The sequence below is a fragment of the Ensifer sp. 38_S197 genome (assembly GCF_056924495.1).
Genome location: NZ_JBXOVZ010000001.1, coordinates 2,078,834 through 2,093,674 on the forward strand (window position 1 = coordinate 2,078,834; position 14,841 = coordinate 2,093,674).

Genomic DNA, 14,841 nt, shown 5'->3' on the forward strand with positions numbered 1-14,841 from the left:
CCCAGGCGCCAGGGTTGGTCTCAGGCTTTGTGAGCGCCGCCGCGCCACGCGTGGAGCATATGGTCGAGCGAGAACTTGCCGGGACCGGAGGCCATGAGGCCAAGTGCCATCGCCGCCCAGGTGATATGGATCGGCCAGCCATCCGGCACGGTCAGCTCAACGACTGCCGTCATGATCAGGAGACCGAGCGCGGCAAAGCGGGTTGCCAGGCCGAGCACCAGCAGGATGGGCAGCATGATCTCGGCAGAGCCGGCAGCAAACGCCATGGCGGCTGGGGCAGGGTAGGGGTAGGGACCGCCGGGAAGATGCAGCTGGAACTCCGAGCTGAACAGCAGCACGGCGACATCGTTCAACTGCAGGAAGCCGTCCCACTTGCTCATGCCTGAGCGGAAGAACGGAACTGCGAGACCGAAGCGCAGGACGAGCTGGGCAAGCCAAAGTGGGGCAAGCATGCTCACGGCCTGGTTTGCGCGACGGGCCCAGTGCGACAGGTCCGCGCGGTTGATGCCGTTCGGTGAACTGGATGCGGACATCATGTTTTCATCCTCCGTGATGAATGGCCGTGAAGGCGCCGGCGTCGAGAGCCGTTGCGATGACGGTGGCAAGGTCGAGTGTGGGGCAATGGCTTGCTGCCTGCGTTGCCGCCGCGGCCAGCGGAACGCCTGAGAGCAGCCGGTCGAGCAAAATGTCGGCTCCCGGTGTCAGGTGGCGGACAGCCACCTCCAAGTCGGGGCGGGTGATCAGCGCGCTTTCCGGTGCCGAGGTCTGGATTCGGCCGACCGGACCACTCGCGCGATTGGCAACAAAAATCGTCACGGCCGGATAATCGGAAGGAACAAGCCTGGTCGCGGGATGGGCCGCGAAAACGACGTCGCCGAGCCGGTCAGTCGGGACGGAGGCGAGTGCCTCGGGCGTCAAAGCTGGGGCATCGGCAGCGTGATAGGCATCGAGCCAGGCGCGTTCGATCCGTGCCACATCGGCCAGCCAGGGCATCGACCGTGCGTGGTCGTAGTGTGCGATGAAATCTGGGAAATCCCGGCCATACTCGAAGAGCAGCGGCGACGTCGGGGGTGTCTCCCGCATATGAAAACGGGCCATGGCGCGAAAGAAGGCTTCGCCGGTAATGCGCGCCGTGGCCGGGAAGGTCGCCGCCAGCGCCTCGATCAGGCTGACGGTGACATTGTTGCGGTAGACGTTGAAGCGCTTCGCGGCCGCCTTGCCGTTTGGGCCGGAAACGAGCATCGGCGTTTCACATCCCGGATCGAGAAGCGGCGGCACGAATCCGGCGGCGTAGTTCTCGCTCCCGTCGAGCGGCATAGCGGGCATTTTGCTAGGCGCTTGCACGGAGCTTCTCCCGTGAAGCTGCCTTGGAATGGCGGTCGAGGATCAATTGCGCCGCCGCCGCCTCGCGCTTCAGCACCGGCCAGCCGGGAATGGCGCTGTCCCATTCGATCAGCGTCGGGATCGGGCGGCAACGGCCGATGACGATGTCGAAGAGCTTCCATACGGCATCGCTGACCGGTCCGTCGTGGCTATCGATCAGCAACAACTCGCCCTCGTCATCCTGCTGCTTAGCATGCCCGGCGAGATGGATTTCGCCGACATGGTCCAACGGAAAGTCGTTCAGATAGTCGAGCGCGGAATAATTCTGGTTGGTGGCGGAAACGAAGACGTTGTTGATGTCGAGCAGCAATCCGCAGCCGGTGCGTTTCACCAGTTCGCTAATGAACGCCGTTTCGCTCATCGTCGATTCCCGGAAAGTGACGTAGGTCGAGGGGTTCTCGAGCAACAATGGCCGGCCGATCGCCTGCTGGACCTCATCGATATGCGCGGCAACGCGCGTGACCGTGGCTTCGGTGTAGGGCAGCGGCAAGAGGTCGTTGTAGTAGGTGGTTTCATGGGTCGACCAGGCGAGATGCTCGGAGACGAGCGCCGGCTCGTAGCGTCGGACCAGATCCTTGAACCGCCCCAGATGCGCCTTGTCGAGCGGCTGCGGCCCGCCGATCGACATGCAGACGCCGTGCAGCGAAACGGGAAAATCTTCGCGGATCCTGACCAGCGCCGCATGCGGCGGACCGCCGGCGCCCATGTAGTTTTCCGCGTGGACTTCGAAGAAGCCGCCGGGAGCGTCATCCGCAAGGATCGCCTGCAGATGCTGGTGCTTGAAGCTGGTGCCTGCCAGGCCATCGATCTCATGCCTGGGAAACCGCTGGCTTGCCGAAGCGAGCCGATCGGGACTTGCTGGTGAAGTGCTCATTGCCAATCCTGTCGCTGGTTTTTCGCGGTCGCGCCGGATTGCGCGACCGCTGTTGCCGTGCCCGGGCGGAAAGGCGTTCGCTCCTCCCACCCGCGTCGGATCGGCTCAGGACGGGAGGTCGCGCTTCAGCGGCTCCGGCGAGCCCTTGCGTCCGTCCGGAAGTTGCATGGTGGTGCACGTACCGCCATCGACGAACTTCCAGGAGTTGCCCTGATAGTCGACCGTCGAAGTGGCCTGGCATGTCGTGCCCGGTCCGGCGGCGCAATCGTTCTGGCCCTTCAGGGCGACGCCGAAACATTTTTCCTTGCCGGCATCCATCGCGGCCTTGACCTGTGCCTTGGTGAGTGGTGCCGCGGCGGCGAGCGATGACAGGGCCGCGGCCACTGCGCCAGCCAGCATTGCACTGCTGATCGTGGACTTCATGGACATCATTCTTTCTCCGTGTTGAACTGTTCCCGTGCGTCCTGTCTCGGGCGCACATCGGGTCTTTCGTCGCGGAGACGGGTGGCGTTACATAACCTTGTCAACACGCTTTCGTGATGTCTTCGCGAGCGGTATCGTTGATGACAGCCGGCTGACAGCCGCTGCGATTTTTGGGATGAAGGTGTAACGAACGCCCGGGTTCGGCGAATGAGAAGGAAAGGCGCGGTTGAGCGGCGCGGACGACGAACATCTGGCAGGACTTCTTCGCGGGTCCGTGGCCGGAGATGAGAAGGCCTATGCTGACTTTCTGCGTGACGCCGCGGTCCTGATCCGCAGTTGGGCGCGGCGGTGGGCCGTTGGCGGCGGCATTGATGCCGAGGACATCGTGCAGGAGGCTTTGCTGGCAGTGCACGTCAAGCGCCACACCTGGCGAAACGATGCACCCGTTCTCCCTTGGCTTCACGCGATCGCCAGGCACAAATTCGTCGATGCCGTCCGGCGACAGGCCCGCCGCCCGACGGTTGGCATTGAGGAATTTGAAGAGACACTTGCGAGCGCCGAAACCGAAAAGGCCTGCGATTGGGAGATCGGCCGGGCACTCGAGGGCCTCGCACCGGGGCAGCGTTCGGTCGTCAACGCGATCTCGATCGAAGGCTGTTCGGTCGCCGAGACGGCGAAGAGACTGGATATGAATGAGACGGCGGTGCGCGTGGCGCTTCATCGCGGCCTTGCCGCAATCGCCCGCCGATTTGGACGAGACTGAACATGGACACGAACGACCTGATCAAGGCTCTTGCCGCGGATACAAGGCGGCCCGGATTGTCGATGAATGCCGTCTGGTTCGCCACCTGTGCCGGCGCGCTGGTTCTCGCCGGGCTCGAGTTCTCGGCCCTTCTTGGACCGCGGCCGGATATCGCCATCGTCGCGGAAACGGTGCGCTTCCTGTTCAAGTTCGTCGTGACCATCGCGCTGGCGGCCGCCGCCTTCGGCGCCATGCGTGTCGCGGCCTGGCCCGAAGCCGATTTGCGCAAGCTGCTGCCCTATCTCGCAATTGCGCCGGCGCTGGTGGTCGGTGGCGTCGTGCTCGAGCTTTTCGCGGTGCCGCGCGACGCCTGGGCGACGAGACTTATCGGCACCAACAGCCTGCTTTGCCTGACCTTCATTCCGCTGATCGGGTTGGCGCCGCTGGGGCTCTTTCTGCTGGCGCTGCGCTACGGCGCTCCATCGCGTCCGGCGCTATCCGGTGCGTTGGCGGGGCTTGCGGCCGGCGGCATCGCCGCCACGTTTTATGCGGCGCACTGCCCCGATGATTCACCGCTCTTCGTCGCGACCTGGTACACGATTGCGGTCCTTGGCCTCGCACTGCTCGGGACCCTCGGCGCCCGCTGGCTCGTCCGCTGGTAGAAGGGTTGTGGGCAGAAGGCACACCGTCGGCTGTTTCTGCGACTGTTGCATCCGGGCCGCAGCCGTGACGATTGGCGCCATGGCAAGATTTCTGCACTTGGCGGTTGCACGCGATTCGCTTATAGCTCCTCTTCCGGCAACCAATCAGGGAGGTTTCAAAAGATGCCAGCTTTTTCTTTCTCCCTACGGGGCGGCGTACAGTTCTGAGCTGGACGCAGAAGGGCGCCTTCGCCTTTCCGTCTTTTCCGGGTCAGAGTTCGTTTCGCTGACCTTGGCCGTTCTCTTCCAGAGAATATCGCCAAGCCAATGATGCCGCATCGGAAGCTGGGTTCCTTTTCACGGCATAGTTCATTCTGAATCTTTTTGAGGCCGATGCGTCGCGCATCGGGCAAATATTATGGCTTTTACTCGTTTCGCCTTGCGCGGCGGTGCGTTCCGCAGCGTTCTTGGTTTCACTTGGTCTCATTGGAAGGCGCAGCCGTTCAGGATCAGCATCATCCTCGGCATGGTCCTCCTGTCGACGCTCGCCGATGTCCTGACGCCGCTCTATTCGGGCCGGCTCGTCGATGCCGTCGTTTCCGGCGCGGCAACCGATCAACTTGCCTGGAATGCAGCGATCGCGGCATTCTGGATGCTGATGGCGCTCTCGCTCGGCGCGATCCTGTTGCGTCACCTCACCTTCCTGGGCGTCACGGATCTGACGCTCAAGATGATGGCAGACATCGCCTCGGCGGCGTTCTACCGCATCCAGCGCTTCTCGACAGACTGGCACGCCAACAGCTTCGCCGGCTCCACGGTGCGCAAGGTGACCCGCGGCATGTGGGCGCTCGACCTTCTGAACGACACATTGCTGGTCGCTCTGTTCCCGTCCGTCGTGATGCTGGTCGGTTCGACGGTGCTGATGTCGTTCTACTGGCCGATGATGGGTGTCATCATCGGCATCGGCTCGATCGTCTTCATCCTGATGACGATCGTACTTTCGCTCGGCTATGTCGCGCCGATGGCGAGCCTCGCCAACCGATGGGACACGAAGCTCGGCGGAGCGCTCGCCGACGCGGTGAGCTGCAACATCGTGGTCAAGGGCTTCGGCGCCGAAAGCCGGGAGGATGCACGGCTTGCCAAGGTGCTTTCCAAATGGCGGGACCGCACGCGCCGCACGTGGATTAGAGGCACGACCAATGGCACGACACAGGGGGCTATGCTGCTCGTCCTGCGCGCGGCCGTGATCGGCTTCGCCTTGCTTTTGTGGGCGCGCGGGCAGGCAACGGCGGGTGACATCACCTTCGTGCTCACCTCGTTCTTCATCCTGCAGGGTTACCTGCGTGAAGTCGGGCAGCATATCCGCAACCTGCAGCGCTCGATCAACGACATGGAGGAGCTCGTCGACATCCATGGCCAGCCGCTCGGTATCGAGGACAGGGCCGATGCCAAGCCGATCCGGATCACCGACGGTCGCATCGAGTTCAAGGACGTCACGTTCCATTACGGTGCGCACCGCAAGCCGCTCTACGACCGGTTCTCGGTGACGATTCGCGAGGGCGAGCGTGTCGGTCTCGTCGGGCATTCCGGCTCGGGCAAGACGACCTTCGTCAAGCTGATCCAGCGTCTGCACGATCTGAAGTCCGGGCAGATCCGGATCGACGGCCAGGACATCGCCTCCGTGGCGCAGACGTCGCTGCGCCAGCAGATCGCGATCGTCCAGCAGGAGCCGATCCTGTTCCATCGCTCGCTTGCGGAAAATATCGCCTATGCGCGGCCGAGCGCCACGCAGAGCGAGATCGAGAAGGCGGCGAAGCTCGCAAGTGCGCACGACTTCATCACGGCCCTGCCGAAAGGCTACGGCACGCTGGTGGGCGAGCGCGGCGTGAAGCTCTCGGGCGGCGAGCGCCAGCGCATCGCCATTGCGCGCGCGTTCCTGGCGGATGCACCGATCCTGATTCTCGACGAGGCAACGTCGAGTCTCGATTCGGAATCGGAAGTGCTGATCCAGCAGGCGATGGAACGGCTGATGCTCGGGCGCACGACGCTGGTGATCGCACATCGCCTGTCGACCGTGCGGGCGCTCGATCGGCTGCTGGTCTTCGATCACGGCCGGATCGCGGAGGAGGGCACGCACGACGCGCTGATCCGTCTCGATGGCGGCATCTACCGCGGTCTCTTCGAGCGCCAGGCGCTGGAACTGACCAAAGGACTGGTGCTGAACGATCAGTAGGGATCCTATCTGCGAAACTATTCGCCGCGCCTGATATGGGCGCGGCGAATTTCATATCTACTCAGCAAGCCAACGATCGATGCCGCGTGCAGCCGCACGCCCGGTGGCAAAACAGGCTGTCAGCAGATAGCCGCCGGTCGGTGCTTCCCAGTCGATCATCTCGCCAGCGACAAAGATGCCGGGCAAGGCCTTCAGCATGTAGCCATCGTCAATCGAATCCCACTTGACTCCACCTGCCGAAGAGATGGCTTCGGCGATCGGCCGCGGGCATCGCAGCGGGATCGGCAGCGCCTTGATCAAGGCAACGAGATCCGATGGGCTCATCCGCGCGGCTTTGGGCGCAAGTTCGCGCAGCAGCGCGGCTTTCGTACCTTCGAGCCCGGCCCCCTTGCGCAGGCGGTTGACGAAGCTGGTTTTGCTGTCAAAGCGGCCGAGATCCTTCGCCAGTCGCTCGGCGGTTCGTCCGGGGGCGAGATCGACCAACAGATCGGCCCGTTCCCCGCCCGCAAGGCGGTCTCTGAGCGGGGCTGCATGGGCGTAGACCAAGCTGCCTTCGATGCCGCTCTTGCTGACGACGAATTCGCCCGGCACGGTGCCCGCTTCAGATGTCGCGGTGACACCCTTGAGTGCTGCGCCGGCGAAGCAATCGCGGAAGGTTTCGCTCCAGTCGACATCGAAGCCGCAATTGGCGGGCTGGAAGGGAGCGATGGCAATACCCCTTTCTTCCAGCCAGGCAAGCCAGACGGCATCAGATCCGAGGCGTGGATAGCTGGCGCCGCCGAGCGCGAGCACAGTCGCATCGGCGCTGACAAGCTTCTTGCCATCGGGTGTATCGAAGGCGAGTTCGTTGCCCTCAAAGCCTGTCCAGCGGTGCCGGGTCAGGATCCGGACTCCACGGCCTTCCAGCGATTTGAGCCAGGCGCGCAGCAGCGGCGACGCCTTCATGACCTCCGGGAAGACACGGCCCGACGAGCCGACGAAGGTTTTCGTTCCGAGAGCGGCGGCCCATTGTCTGACATCTTCGGGTGTGAACGCGTCTAGGGCCGCGCGCAGCCGCGGCGACGCGTTGCCGAAGCGCTCGGCAAAGACCGCATAGGGTTCGGAATGGGTGATGTTGAGGCCCGACTTGCCGGCAAGCAGGAACTTCCGCGCGACCGTCGGCATGGCGTCGTAGACCGTGACGCTGTGGCCGCGTTCAGCCAGCTCCTCGGCGGCTATCAGCCCGCTTGGCCCACCGCCGATAACGGCGATCTGCGTCTTCCCCATGCACCTGCCCGGTCATCGATTCCACTCCCGTGCACTCTTGGCCCGGCGACGGCGGTCGCGCAACCCCGCCTGACATGCACTCAGTGGCGATTGGCGCCATTGAGCTTCTTCTCGAGCCACAGGCTGTAGCGCGAACCGGTGAAGCAGATGACGAAATAGACCGCCGCGGCGAAGATGTAGGCCTCGCCGTAAAAGCCGAGCCAGCCAGGGTCGGTCGCCGAGGTCTTGGCGGCGTTTAGCAGATCGTAGATGCCGATGACCGCAAGCAGCGAGGTGTTGAGCACGATGCCGATCGACAGGTTGACGATAGCCGGAATGACGGCGCGAAGCGCCTGCGGCAGCACGATCAGCCGCAGCATCTGGATCCTGCCGAGGCCGAGCGACAGGGCCGCCTCCCGCTGACCGACGGGAACGACCTGGAGACCCGCGCGAATGACTTCGGCGAGATAGGCGGAAAAGAACAGGGTAACGCCGATCTGCGCGCGGAGCAGCTTGTCGATGGCGGCGCCGCTCGGCAGTGCCATCGGCACGATCAGCATGGCGACGTAGAGAACGGCGATCATCGGCACGCCGCGCAGCACTTCGATGAAGGCAATCGCCAGGCACCGCAGGATGCCCATGTCGGACTGGCGGGCAAGCGCCAGCAGGAGCGCGATCGGGAAGGCAAAGGCGAGGCCGGCGATCGAGACGGTGAGCGTGATCGGCAGCCCGCCCCAGTGATTGGTCGAGACCGGTTCCATGCCGGCCGTCCCCGCCATCAACGCCCAACTACCGACGAGCACGGCCAACCACAGGGGCACGAGCCGGAAGCTCCAGAAGCGGGGAAGGGCGGAGACCGCGAGAAGCGTCAGGATCAGCACCACGACCAGCGCCGGGCGCCATTGCAGGGGCGGCGGGAAGAAGGCGAACAGCATGAATCGCAGCTTTGCGCCGACAAAGGCCCAGCAGGCGCCGGCCGTTTCCTCAGCACAATCGGCCGACGTACCGGTCCAGACCGCGTCGATGACCGCCCACCGCAGGAAGGGAAGCAACAGCCAGAGGATTGCCGCAAGTGTTCCAAGCGTGACGAGGCCATTCCCCCAGCCGTTGAAAAGCCCCTGGCGCCAGCGGTGCCAATCGGGCGCGACGGGGGGCGCAAGTTCGATCTGGCTCATCGCTTTCCTTCTCCGCGCAGAACCACGCGCCGATTGTAGAGGTTCATGACCGCCGATACCGACAGGCTGATGGTCAGGTAGACGGAGCCGATGATGATGATCGCTTCCAGTGCCTGGCCGGTCGTGTTGGCCGTTGTATTGGCGACGCTGACGAGGTCGGGGTAACCGATTGCGACCGCGAGGCTCGAATTCTTCGTGAGATCCAGGAAGCTGGAGATCATCAGCGGCGTGATGACCCGAAGCGCCTGCGGCAGCACGACAAGACGCAGGATCTGCGCCGGTTTCAACCCGAGCGCCCGGGCTGCCTCCCATTGGCCCGATTTCACCGACTGGATGCCGCTGCGCACGATCTCCGAAATCGACGCCGAGGCATTGACGACGAGGCCGACGAGCAGCGCAGCGAATTCCGGCGTCAGCGACAGGCCGCCGCGAATGTTGAAACCGCCCTTGGCGGGGATTTCGACAGCGGCCGCGAAGCCAAGGGAGGTGAGCGCGAGGTAGCAGAGGGCGAGGGCGGCGAGTGCGGCACCGGCAGATTTCGGAAGATAGAAGGCTGAGCCTGCAAACAGGCGACGGCAGAGGAGGATCGCGGCGAGGAGAGCAAGTACGACCGTCGAAAGCCAGACCATGGTCGGTACCCCCTCGATCGAGAGCGAGGGTAGGTAAATGCCGCGATTGCTGAGATAGACGCTGCCCAAGAAGGTGTAGGCGCCGCGCGGCGGCGGCAACACGTGAATGATCGCGCTCCACAGGAAGAGTTGCAGCAACAGCGGGGTATTGCGCAAAAGCTCGACGTAGCCATGGACGAAGCTGGCAAGCAGCAAATTGCCCGAGAGCCGCGCGATGCCGAGCGCGACGCCGAGCACGGTTGCAAGCAGGCAGCCGACGACGGCGACCTTGACCGTGTTGGCGATGCCGGCCGCAAGCGCCCGGGCATAACTGTCGCCGGCGGAATAGGAAAGCACGCTTTCACCGATCTCGAAGTTCGCCTGATGGGAGAGGAAGGCGAAGCCCGGCGTAAGTCCCATGCGGTGCATGCTGTCGGCTGCGTTCTGCCCCAAAACCGCGAAGAGCAGGAGCACGCCGATGAAGAGCACGCCTTGCTGCAGCGGCAGGGGCCCGACCCAGGAGCGCAGGCGGGAGGCGAGTCCGGTCCCCGAAGGGCCCGGTTGGAGGAAGCGTGTCATGGGAAAGACCCGGCTCAACGGAACGGCGGCGAATAGAGCAGGCCGCCCGCGGTCCAGGGTTGGTTGTAGCCTCGCTCGAAGTTGAGGGCCGTGCCCTTGCCGACATTGCGCTCGAAGATCTCGCCGTAGTTGCCGACCGTCTTGACGATGTTATAGGCGAATTTCGGGTCTAGGCCGATGGCTTCGCCGAGAGACGGGTCGACGCCGAGGAAGCGCTTGATTGCCGGATCTTCGCTCTTCAGGAACGTGTCGACGTTTTCCTTGGTGATGCCGAATTCTTCCGCCTGGATCGTGGCATAGACGGTCCAGTTGACGATTTCGAGCCACTGGTCATCACCGGCGCGGATCGCCGGTGCCAGGGGCTCCTTTGACAGGCGCTCCGGCAGAAGCACGTAATCGTCGGGCTTGGAAAGCTGAGTGCGCTTGGCGGCAAGGTCGGTCGCATCTTGGGTCAGAGCATCGACACGACCGGAATCGAGCGCCTTCAGGAATTCCCCGGTTTCCTCGATCGTGACGGGCGTGAAGGCCTTGCCAGTCTTGCGGAAGAAGTCGGCGATGTTGAGCTCACCGGTCGTGCCGCTCTGGACACCGATCGTCGCGCCGTCCAGTTCCTCGCCCTTGGTGACGCCGAGGTCCTTGCGCACCAGCAGGCCTTGTCCGTCGTAGAAGACGACGGGGCCGAAGTGGAAGCCGAGCTTGAAGGCGCGGCTCACTGTCTGGGTGACGCCGGAAAGCAGGATATCGAATTCGCCGGACTGCAATGCCGGCAGCCGCTGCTGCGGCGAGGAGTTGGTGAATTCGACCTTCTCGGCGTCGTTGAAGACGGTGATGGCGATGGCGCGGCCGAAATCGACAAAGAAGCCCTGCCAGCGGCCACTGCTATCGGGCGAGAAGAAACCCGGCGTGGTGCCGACGCCAACCTTGATCACGCCGCGTGCCTTGATCTTGTCGAGCGTTTCGCCGGCAAGCGCTGACGTGGCGATCAGGCCAGCCGCCAGCGCTGCCGTTGCGGCAAAGGCTTTGGTGAAAAGTTTTCGGTGAGTGAAATGTCGCTGCATAGAGGCCCCCAAGCCAGAAAGGAATGTCGCTGCGCATGCAGGGCGGAAGCGCCCGCTGCGTCCTGAGATAATTAAATCTATAGAAATTATGTAATAGGTATTTTTGTGCAAAATTGGCGTGCGGTCCGAAACAGATTTCGCCGTCCCGTTTTTGCCGGGAACGTTTTTGACAAGCGGGAGGTCGGGCCGACCGGCCAAGAGCTGCGCATCCGGGTTGCCAGGCCCAGGATTTGCGCCTCTTGTTGAGATCGGCGGAAGTTCCTAGGTTCCGCCGGTCGAATAGTTTACTTCGTCGGCGATGCGGCTCTTTGCGAAAAATTGGTGGGACCGGGTAGGATGGGGCGCGCCGACGTCGGTCGCCTTGCATCTCATCGTTGCCTTTTTGCTCTGGTTCGACCTGCCACTCGAACTGCCGAAGCCTCCGAAGGAGCAGACCGTCAACGTCGAACTCGTTCCTCCTCCCCAGGCAAAGGAAGAGAAGAAGGCCGAACAGAAGAAGGCTGAGCAAAAGAAGGGCGAGGAGAAGAAGGCCGAGCAGCCGAAGCCGCAGCCCAAGCCGAAGCTACAACCAAAACCGCAGCCCCAAACAAAGCCGCAGCCGAAGCCGCCGCAACAACTGCCGCAGTCCTTCGCGTCCGCTATGGCCAAGACCAAGCAGGACAACAAGGAGGCCGAGCTTCCGCCGGCCGCGCAAACGGCTGGGAAGAAGCCCGACGCGTCGGAGCAGGCAAAGGCTGCGACCGAACCGGCGAAGGCCGCTGACGAACCGGCAAAGGTTCCGCCCAAGAAGGAAGATGCACCGGTAAAGCAGCAAAAGCCGTTGCCGACGCTGGCTGTGCCGGCGAAATCATCGGAGACTGCCACGGAAAAATCGGACGAAAAGCCGCCGGCGACGGTGGCTGAGGCGAAGGATATGAAGGCAGCCGAGGCCAGGCAGCAAGCGGAAAAGCAGCCGGAAGAAAAGCCGAAGACGAAGCCGGCAGATAGGGCTGCAAAGGTCGACCTCAAGCCGATCCCAAGCAAGTTGACCGAAGCAAAAGAACTCTATTCGGCGAAGTCGATCGCCGATCCGCGGGTGAAGCAGGCACTCATCAATCTTCCGGTGAAGACGCGCATCCGCCAGATCTGCAACACAGAGGCGCTGGAGCAGATCCGTAATCAGAGACCGAATACCCCGCCGGAGGGTCTCGTCCCCTTCGGTCCGAGGGGGGGCTTCATTTCAAAGAACCGTTTTAATGCCAGTGGCGGCGCCTACCGCAGCAAGTCGAACTGGTATGACGTCGACTTCAAATGCGTTGTCAACGACGACGCGACGGAGGTGACTTCCTTCAGCATCGCCATCGGCGGCATCGTGCCGAGGACGAGCTGGCAAGAACGGCGCCTGCCGGTGAACTGAGCCTTCAAGCCCCAAGCACGGCACACCTGCATTGCGCGAACGCCATCTGGCGACCCATAACTGAAAGCCGGTCGGTTCATTCGGCATGGACGGCGGCTACGCTGTAAGGCGTTTCGCCTGCCGGGCCCTTGAGCCCGGCAGGCACGGGTGCGAGTTGCCACTCTCGCACCAAACCGTGGCGCATAGCGTCACTCCGCGGCTTGCAGCGCCCGCTCGCGGTAGACGGAGACCAGTGATGTGCCGAGCATCGCAGCGACCGCGGCGAAGAGGAAGACACCAGCTGGCCCCTGCAATTCAACGAGAAGGCCGCCGAGGATTGCGCCGGTGGAAATGGCAATCTGGAAGGTCGTGAGCGTTGCAGCACCTGCACCTTCGGCTTCGTCACCGGCGGCGCGGCTCAAGAACGACTGGACGCTGACGGGCAGCGCGCCGAAGGCGAAGCCCCAGGCGGCGGTGGCTAGGATGGCAACGGCCGGCAGCGCGCCGGCAATCGCCAGCGTCAGGGTCGTGACGGCGACACCGGCTGCAGCCGACATCATCGACAGGCGCGTGCTGCGCTCGGCAAGGAAGCCGCCGGCAATGTTGCCGAAGAAGCCGCCAATGCCAAAGGCGAGCAGGATTGCGGCAATCGCCTCGACGCCGAACTGCGGCACCTGCTCCAGGAACGGGCGAACATAGGTGAAGCCGGCAAAGTGACCCGTGACGACGAGCAGGATCGTTGCGAGGCCGAGCCGGATCGCCGGGCGCTTCAGCACGTTGAGGATCGTATTCAGGCCGGTTGACCCGACCGGCGGAAGCCGCGGAACCGTCAGCGCCTGGACAGCGAAAGTGATGATGCCTACGACGGCGGCGAGCAGGAAGGCGTAGCGCCAGCCGAGCGTCGCACCGATCCAGGCGCCGACGGGGGCGGCGCAGACCGTCGCGATTGACACGCCCGACATGATGATCGCCATCGCCCGCGGCATCAGCCTGCCCGGAACGAGCCGCATGGCGAGTGCCAGCGACAGGGCCCAGAAGCCGCCAAGCGCGATGCCGAGCAGGAACCGTGCAGCAAGCAGCATCGGCAGGCTCGAGGCAAAGCCGGCGATCAGGCTCGATATGACCAGTAACGCGGTCAGTGTGAGAAGGACATTCCGCCGGTCTAAGCGCCCGGTGTAGACGACGATCGCCGGACCGGCGATGGCCGCAACGACGGCAGTCGTAGTTACCGATTGGCCGGCCGCACCGACGGTTACGCCGAGATCGGCGGACATGGGCGTGAGAAGGCTTGCCGGCAGAAATTCCGCCGTTACCAGGCCAAAAACCCCAAGCGAAAGCGAAACGACGGCCGCCCATAGCGGCTTCTTGCGTTCATCCGCCTCGCCCGCAGGGCTTGCGACGATGCCATCCATGATTTTCATCTCCATTGCAGTTGGGATGAAAATATGCATGGCGGTTTGGAGTTTCTATGCTAGAAAATCCAAAACACTATGCCGTTTGTCCAAAGTTGGAGTGTCCAATGACCGATGCGCTCACTGACATCCTGCGCGGCCTGAGGCTCGACGGAGTGGAATATGGGCGTTGTCAGCCCTGTGCGCCATGGGCAACCTCCTATCCCGCGCAGGAACCGGCGCGATTTCATTTTCTGGCGTCCGGTTCCGCTCATCTTCAGACGCCGGACGGCGACTGGATGGAGCTTACGCCGGGGGATGCCGTGCTCTTGCCGCGCGGCGATGCGCATGTGCTTGCCAGCGAACCCGGCCTGCCGACGATTTCGATCCGCGATCTGCCGAAGCGGCAGCTCTGCGACGGCATCGTCGACGTGCAATGCCCCAATTCGGACAGCCAGAACCTTTTGTTCTTCGCGGTGATGCAGTTCAACGTCGATCGCCTGCACCCCTTGCTGCAACTGATGCCCTCGGTCATGCGCACCAGCGATCTCGCATCCAGCGAGCCGTCGATCCCGTCGCTGCTTGATACCATGACGCGCGAAGCGGCGATGCAGCGCGTCGGCTCGGGCGGTATCCTGGCGCGGCTTGCCGATGTACTGACTGCGACGATCATCCGCGCCTGGGTGGAGCATGGATGCGGTACAGCGACGGGCTGGCTTGCGGCCGTCCGCCATCCGGAGGTCGGCCGCGTTCTCGCCGCCATTCATCTCGATCCCACGAAGGACTGGACGGTGCCCGAGCTCGCCAAACTCATGGGCGCGTCGCGCTCAGGCTTTGCCCAGCGCTTCTCCGATACAGTCGGCGAGACGCCGGCCCGCTATGTGGCACGCATGCGCATGCATCAGGCGCATCAATGGCTGCGCGAAGGAAAACGCGTCGCCCATGTGGCGAACCGCCTCGGCTATGATTCCGAGGCCTCGTTCAGCCGTGCCTTCCGCAAGATCATGGGTGCGCCGCCAAGCCATTCGCGAAGCTTCGCCTCGGCGATGGAGTAGGCCAGCTTCGTGAGCTGCGCCGCGCGCCGAGGTCTCGGAACGTGACGGCGCGATCGGCC

General features: G+C 63.5%; 14 protein-coding genes. 5 read left to right on the forward strand and 9 right to left on the reverse strand.

Features of this window, described 5'->3' with window-relative positions; genetic code table 11:
* Nucleotides 1–20: 20 nt before the first annotated feature.
* From AC1Z3V_RS09610 to AC1Z3V_RS09625, 4 genes are all read right to left on the reverse strand, one after another.
* On the reverse strand, nucleotides 21–533 hold the full coding sequence (locus tag AC1Z3V_RS09610; protein ID WP_483499616.1) for a DoxX family protein: 513 nt from the start codon (nucleotides 531–533) through the stop codon (nucleotides 21–23).
* 7 nt (nucleotides 534–540) lie between these two features.
* A complete protein-coding gene (locus AC1Z3V_RS09615; protein ID WP_483499618.1) occupies nucleotides 541–1,317 on the reverse strand; it encodes an HvfC/BufC family peptide modification chaperone in 777 nt (258 codons plus the stop codon).
* 13 nt (nucleotides 1,318–1,330) lie between these two features.
* Nucleotides 1,331–2,257, reverse strand: coding sequence for an MNIO family bufferin maturase (gene bufB / locus AC1Z3V_RS09620; protein WP_483498494.1), 927 nt, complete (start codon nucleotides 2,255–2,257; stop codon nucleotides 1,331–1,333).
* Nucleotides 2,258–2,362: 105 nt separating this feature from the next.
* Entirely contained in the window at nucleotides 2,363–2,686 is a 324-nt protein-coding gene (locus AC1Z3V_RS09625) for a BufA1 family periplasmic bufferin-type metallophore (RefSeq protein WP_429818208.1), read from the reverse strand.
* Between the two features lie 220 nt (nucleotides 2,687–2,906).
* Between AC1Z3V_RS09625 and AC1Z3V_RS09630 the strand changes: the two genes are divergently transcribed.
* From AC1Z3V_RS09630 to AC1Z3V_RS09640, 3 genes are all read left to right on the forward strand, one after another.
* Nucleotides 2,907–3,443: a sigma-70 family RNA polymerase sigma factor gene (locus AC1Z3V_RS09630; protein ID WP_483498495.1), complete on the forward strand. Its 537-nt coding sequence runs from the start codon at nucleotides 2,907–2,909 to the stop codon at nucleotides 3,441–3,443.
* A gap of 2 nt (nucleotides 3,444–3,445) precedes the next feature.
* The gene (locus AC1Z3V_RS09635) at nucleotides 3,446–4,084 is read left to right on the forward strand and encodes an NrsF family protein (protein WP_483498496.1); all 639 of its coding nucleotides are present in this window, start codon (nucleotides 3,446–3,448) and stop codon (nucleotides 4,082–4,084) included.
* 397 nt (nucleotides 4,085–4,481) lie between these two features.
* Nucleotides 4,482–6,296 carry an ABC transporter ATP-binding protein gene (locus AC1Z3V_RS09640; protein ID WP_483498497.1) on the forward strand — a complete coding sequence of 605 codons (1,815 nt, stop codon included), beginning with the start codon at nucleotides 4,482–4,484 and terminating at the stop codon, nucleotides 6,294–6,296.
* Nucleotides 6,297–6,353: 57 nt separating this feature from the next.
* On the opposite strand, the gene AC1Z3V_RS09645 is transcribed toward AC1Z3V_RS09640, so the two are convergent.
* The 4 genes from AC1Z3V_RS09645 to AC1Z3V_RS09660 all read right to left on the reverse strand — a co-directional run bounded on the left by AC1Z3V_RS09645 (nucleotide 6,354) and on the right by AC1Z3V_RS09660 (nucleotide 10,961).
* Nucleotides 6,354–7,562 (reverse strand): TIGR03862 family flavoprotein, encoded by a 1,209-nt coding sequence (locus tag AC1Z3V_RS09645; protein WP_483498498.1) that lies wholly within the window; start codon nucleotides 7,560–7,562, stop codon nucleotides 6,354–6,356.
* 80 nt (nucleotides 7,563–7,642) lie between these two features.
* Nucleotides 7,643–8,716 (reverse strand): amino acid ABC transporter permease, encoded by a 1,074-nt coding sequence (locus tag AC1Z3V_RS09650; RefSeq protein ID WP_483498499.1) that lies wholly within the window; start codon nucleotides 8,714–8,716, stop codon nucleotides 7,643–7,645.
* A complete protein-coding gene (locus tag AC1Z3V_RS09655; RefSeq protein WP_483498500.1) occupies nucleotides 8,713–9,903 on the reverse strand; it encodes an amino acid ABC transporter permease in 1,191 nt (396 codons plus the stop codon). Before AC1Z3V_RS09655 ends, AC1Z3V_RS09650 begins: the two co-directional genes overlap by 4 nt.
* 14 nt (nucleotides 9,904–9,917) lie before the next feature.
* Nucleotides 9,918–10,961 carry an amino acid ABC transporter substrate-binding protein gene (locus tag AC1Z3V_RS09660; protein ID WP_429818222.1) on the reverse strand — a complete coding sequence of 348 codons (1,044 nt, stop codon included), beginning with the start codon at nucleotides 10,959–10,961 and terminating at the stop codon, nucleotides 9,918–9,920.
* Between the two features lie 361 nt (nucleotides 10,962–11,322).
* Between AC1Z3V_RS09660 and AC1Z3V_RS09665 the strand changes: the two genes are divergently transcribed.
* Complete coding sequence (locus AC1Z3V_RS09665) at nucleotides 11,323–12,357, forward strand: DUF930 domain-containing protein (protein WP_483498501.1); 1,035 nt, start codon at nucleotides 11,323–11,325, stop codon at nucleotides 12,355–12,357.
* A gap of 188 nt (nucleotides 12,358–12,545) precedes the next feature.
* Here AC1Z3V_RS09665 and AC1Z3V_RS09670 read toward each other — a convergent pair whose 3' ends face one another.
* Nucleotides 12,546–13,748: an MFS transporter gene (locus AC1Z3V_RS09670; protein WP_483498502.1), complete on the reverse strand. Its 1,203-nt coding sequence runs from the start codon at nucleotides 13,746–13,748 to the stop codon at nucleotides 12,546–12,548.
* Nucleotides 13,749–13,855: 107 nt separating this feature from the next.
* Between AC1Z3V_RS09670 and AC1Z3V_RS09675 the strand changes: the two genes are divergently transcribed.
* Nucleotides 13,856–14,782: an AraC family transcriptional regulator gene (locus AC1Z3V_RS09675; RefSeq protein ID WP_483498503.1), complete on the forward strand. Its 927-nt coding sequence runs from the start codon at nucleotides 13,856–13,858 to the stop codon at nucleotides 14,780–14,782.
* Nucleotides 14,783–14,841 lie beyond the last annotated feature (59 nt).

Excerpts from the sequence above, each read along its gene's own strand:
- AC1Z3V_RS09610 (WP_483499616.1), bottom strand. The coding sequence starts at position 533 with ATGTCCGCATCCAGTTCACCGAACGGCATCAACCGCGCGGACCTGTCG.
- AC1Z3V_RS09615 (WP_483499618.1), bottom strand. The coding sequence starts at position 1,317 with ATGCCGCTCGACGGGAGCGAGAACTACGCCGCCGGATTCGTGCCGCCG.
- bufB (WP_483498494.1), bottom strand. The coding sequence starts at position 2,257 with ATGAGCACTTCACCAGCAAGTCCCGATCGGCTCGCTTCGGCAAGCCAG.
- AC1Z3V_RS09625 (WP_429818208.1), bottom strand. The coding sequence starts at position 2,686 with ATGTCCATGAAGTCCACGATCAGCAGTGCAATGCTGGCTGGCGCAGTG.
- AC1Z3V_RS09635 (WP_483498496.1), top strand. The coding sequence starts at position 3,446 with ATGGACACGAACGACCTGATCAAGGCTCTTGCCGCGGATACAAGGCGG.
- AC1Z3V_RS09640 (WP_483498497.1), top strand. The coding sequence starts at position 4,482 with ATGGCTTTTACTCGTTTCGCCTTGCGCGGCGGTGCGTTCCGCAGCGTT.
- AC1Z3V_RS09645 (WP_483498498.1), bottom strand. The coding sequence starts at position 7,562 with ATGGGGAAGACGCAGATCGCCGTTATCGGCGGTGGGCCAAGCGGGCTG.
- AC1Z3V_RS09650 (WP_483498499.1), bottom strand. The coding sequence starts at position 8,716 with ATGAGCCAGATCGAACTTGCGCCCCCCGTCGCGCCCGATTGGCACCGC.
- AC1Z3V_RS09655 (WP_483498500.1), bottom strand. The coding sequence starts at position 9,903 with ATGACACGCTTCCTCCAACCGGGCCCTTCGGGGACCGGACTCGCCTCC.
- AC1Z3V_RS09660 (WP_429818222.1), bottom strand. The coding sequence starts at position 10,961 with ATGCAGCGACATTTCACTCACCGAAAACTTTTCACCAAAGCCTTTGCC.
- AC1Z3V_RS09670 (WP_483498502.1), bottom strand. The coding sequence starts at position 13,748 with ATGGATGGCATCGTCGCAAGCCCTGCGGGCGAGGCGGATGAACGCAAG.
- AC1Z3V_RS09675 (WP_483498503.1), top strand. The coding sequence starts at position 13,856 with ATGACCGATGCGCTCACTGACATCCTGCGCGGCCTGAGGCTCGACGGA.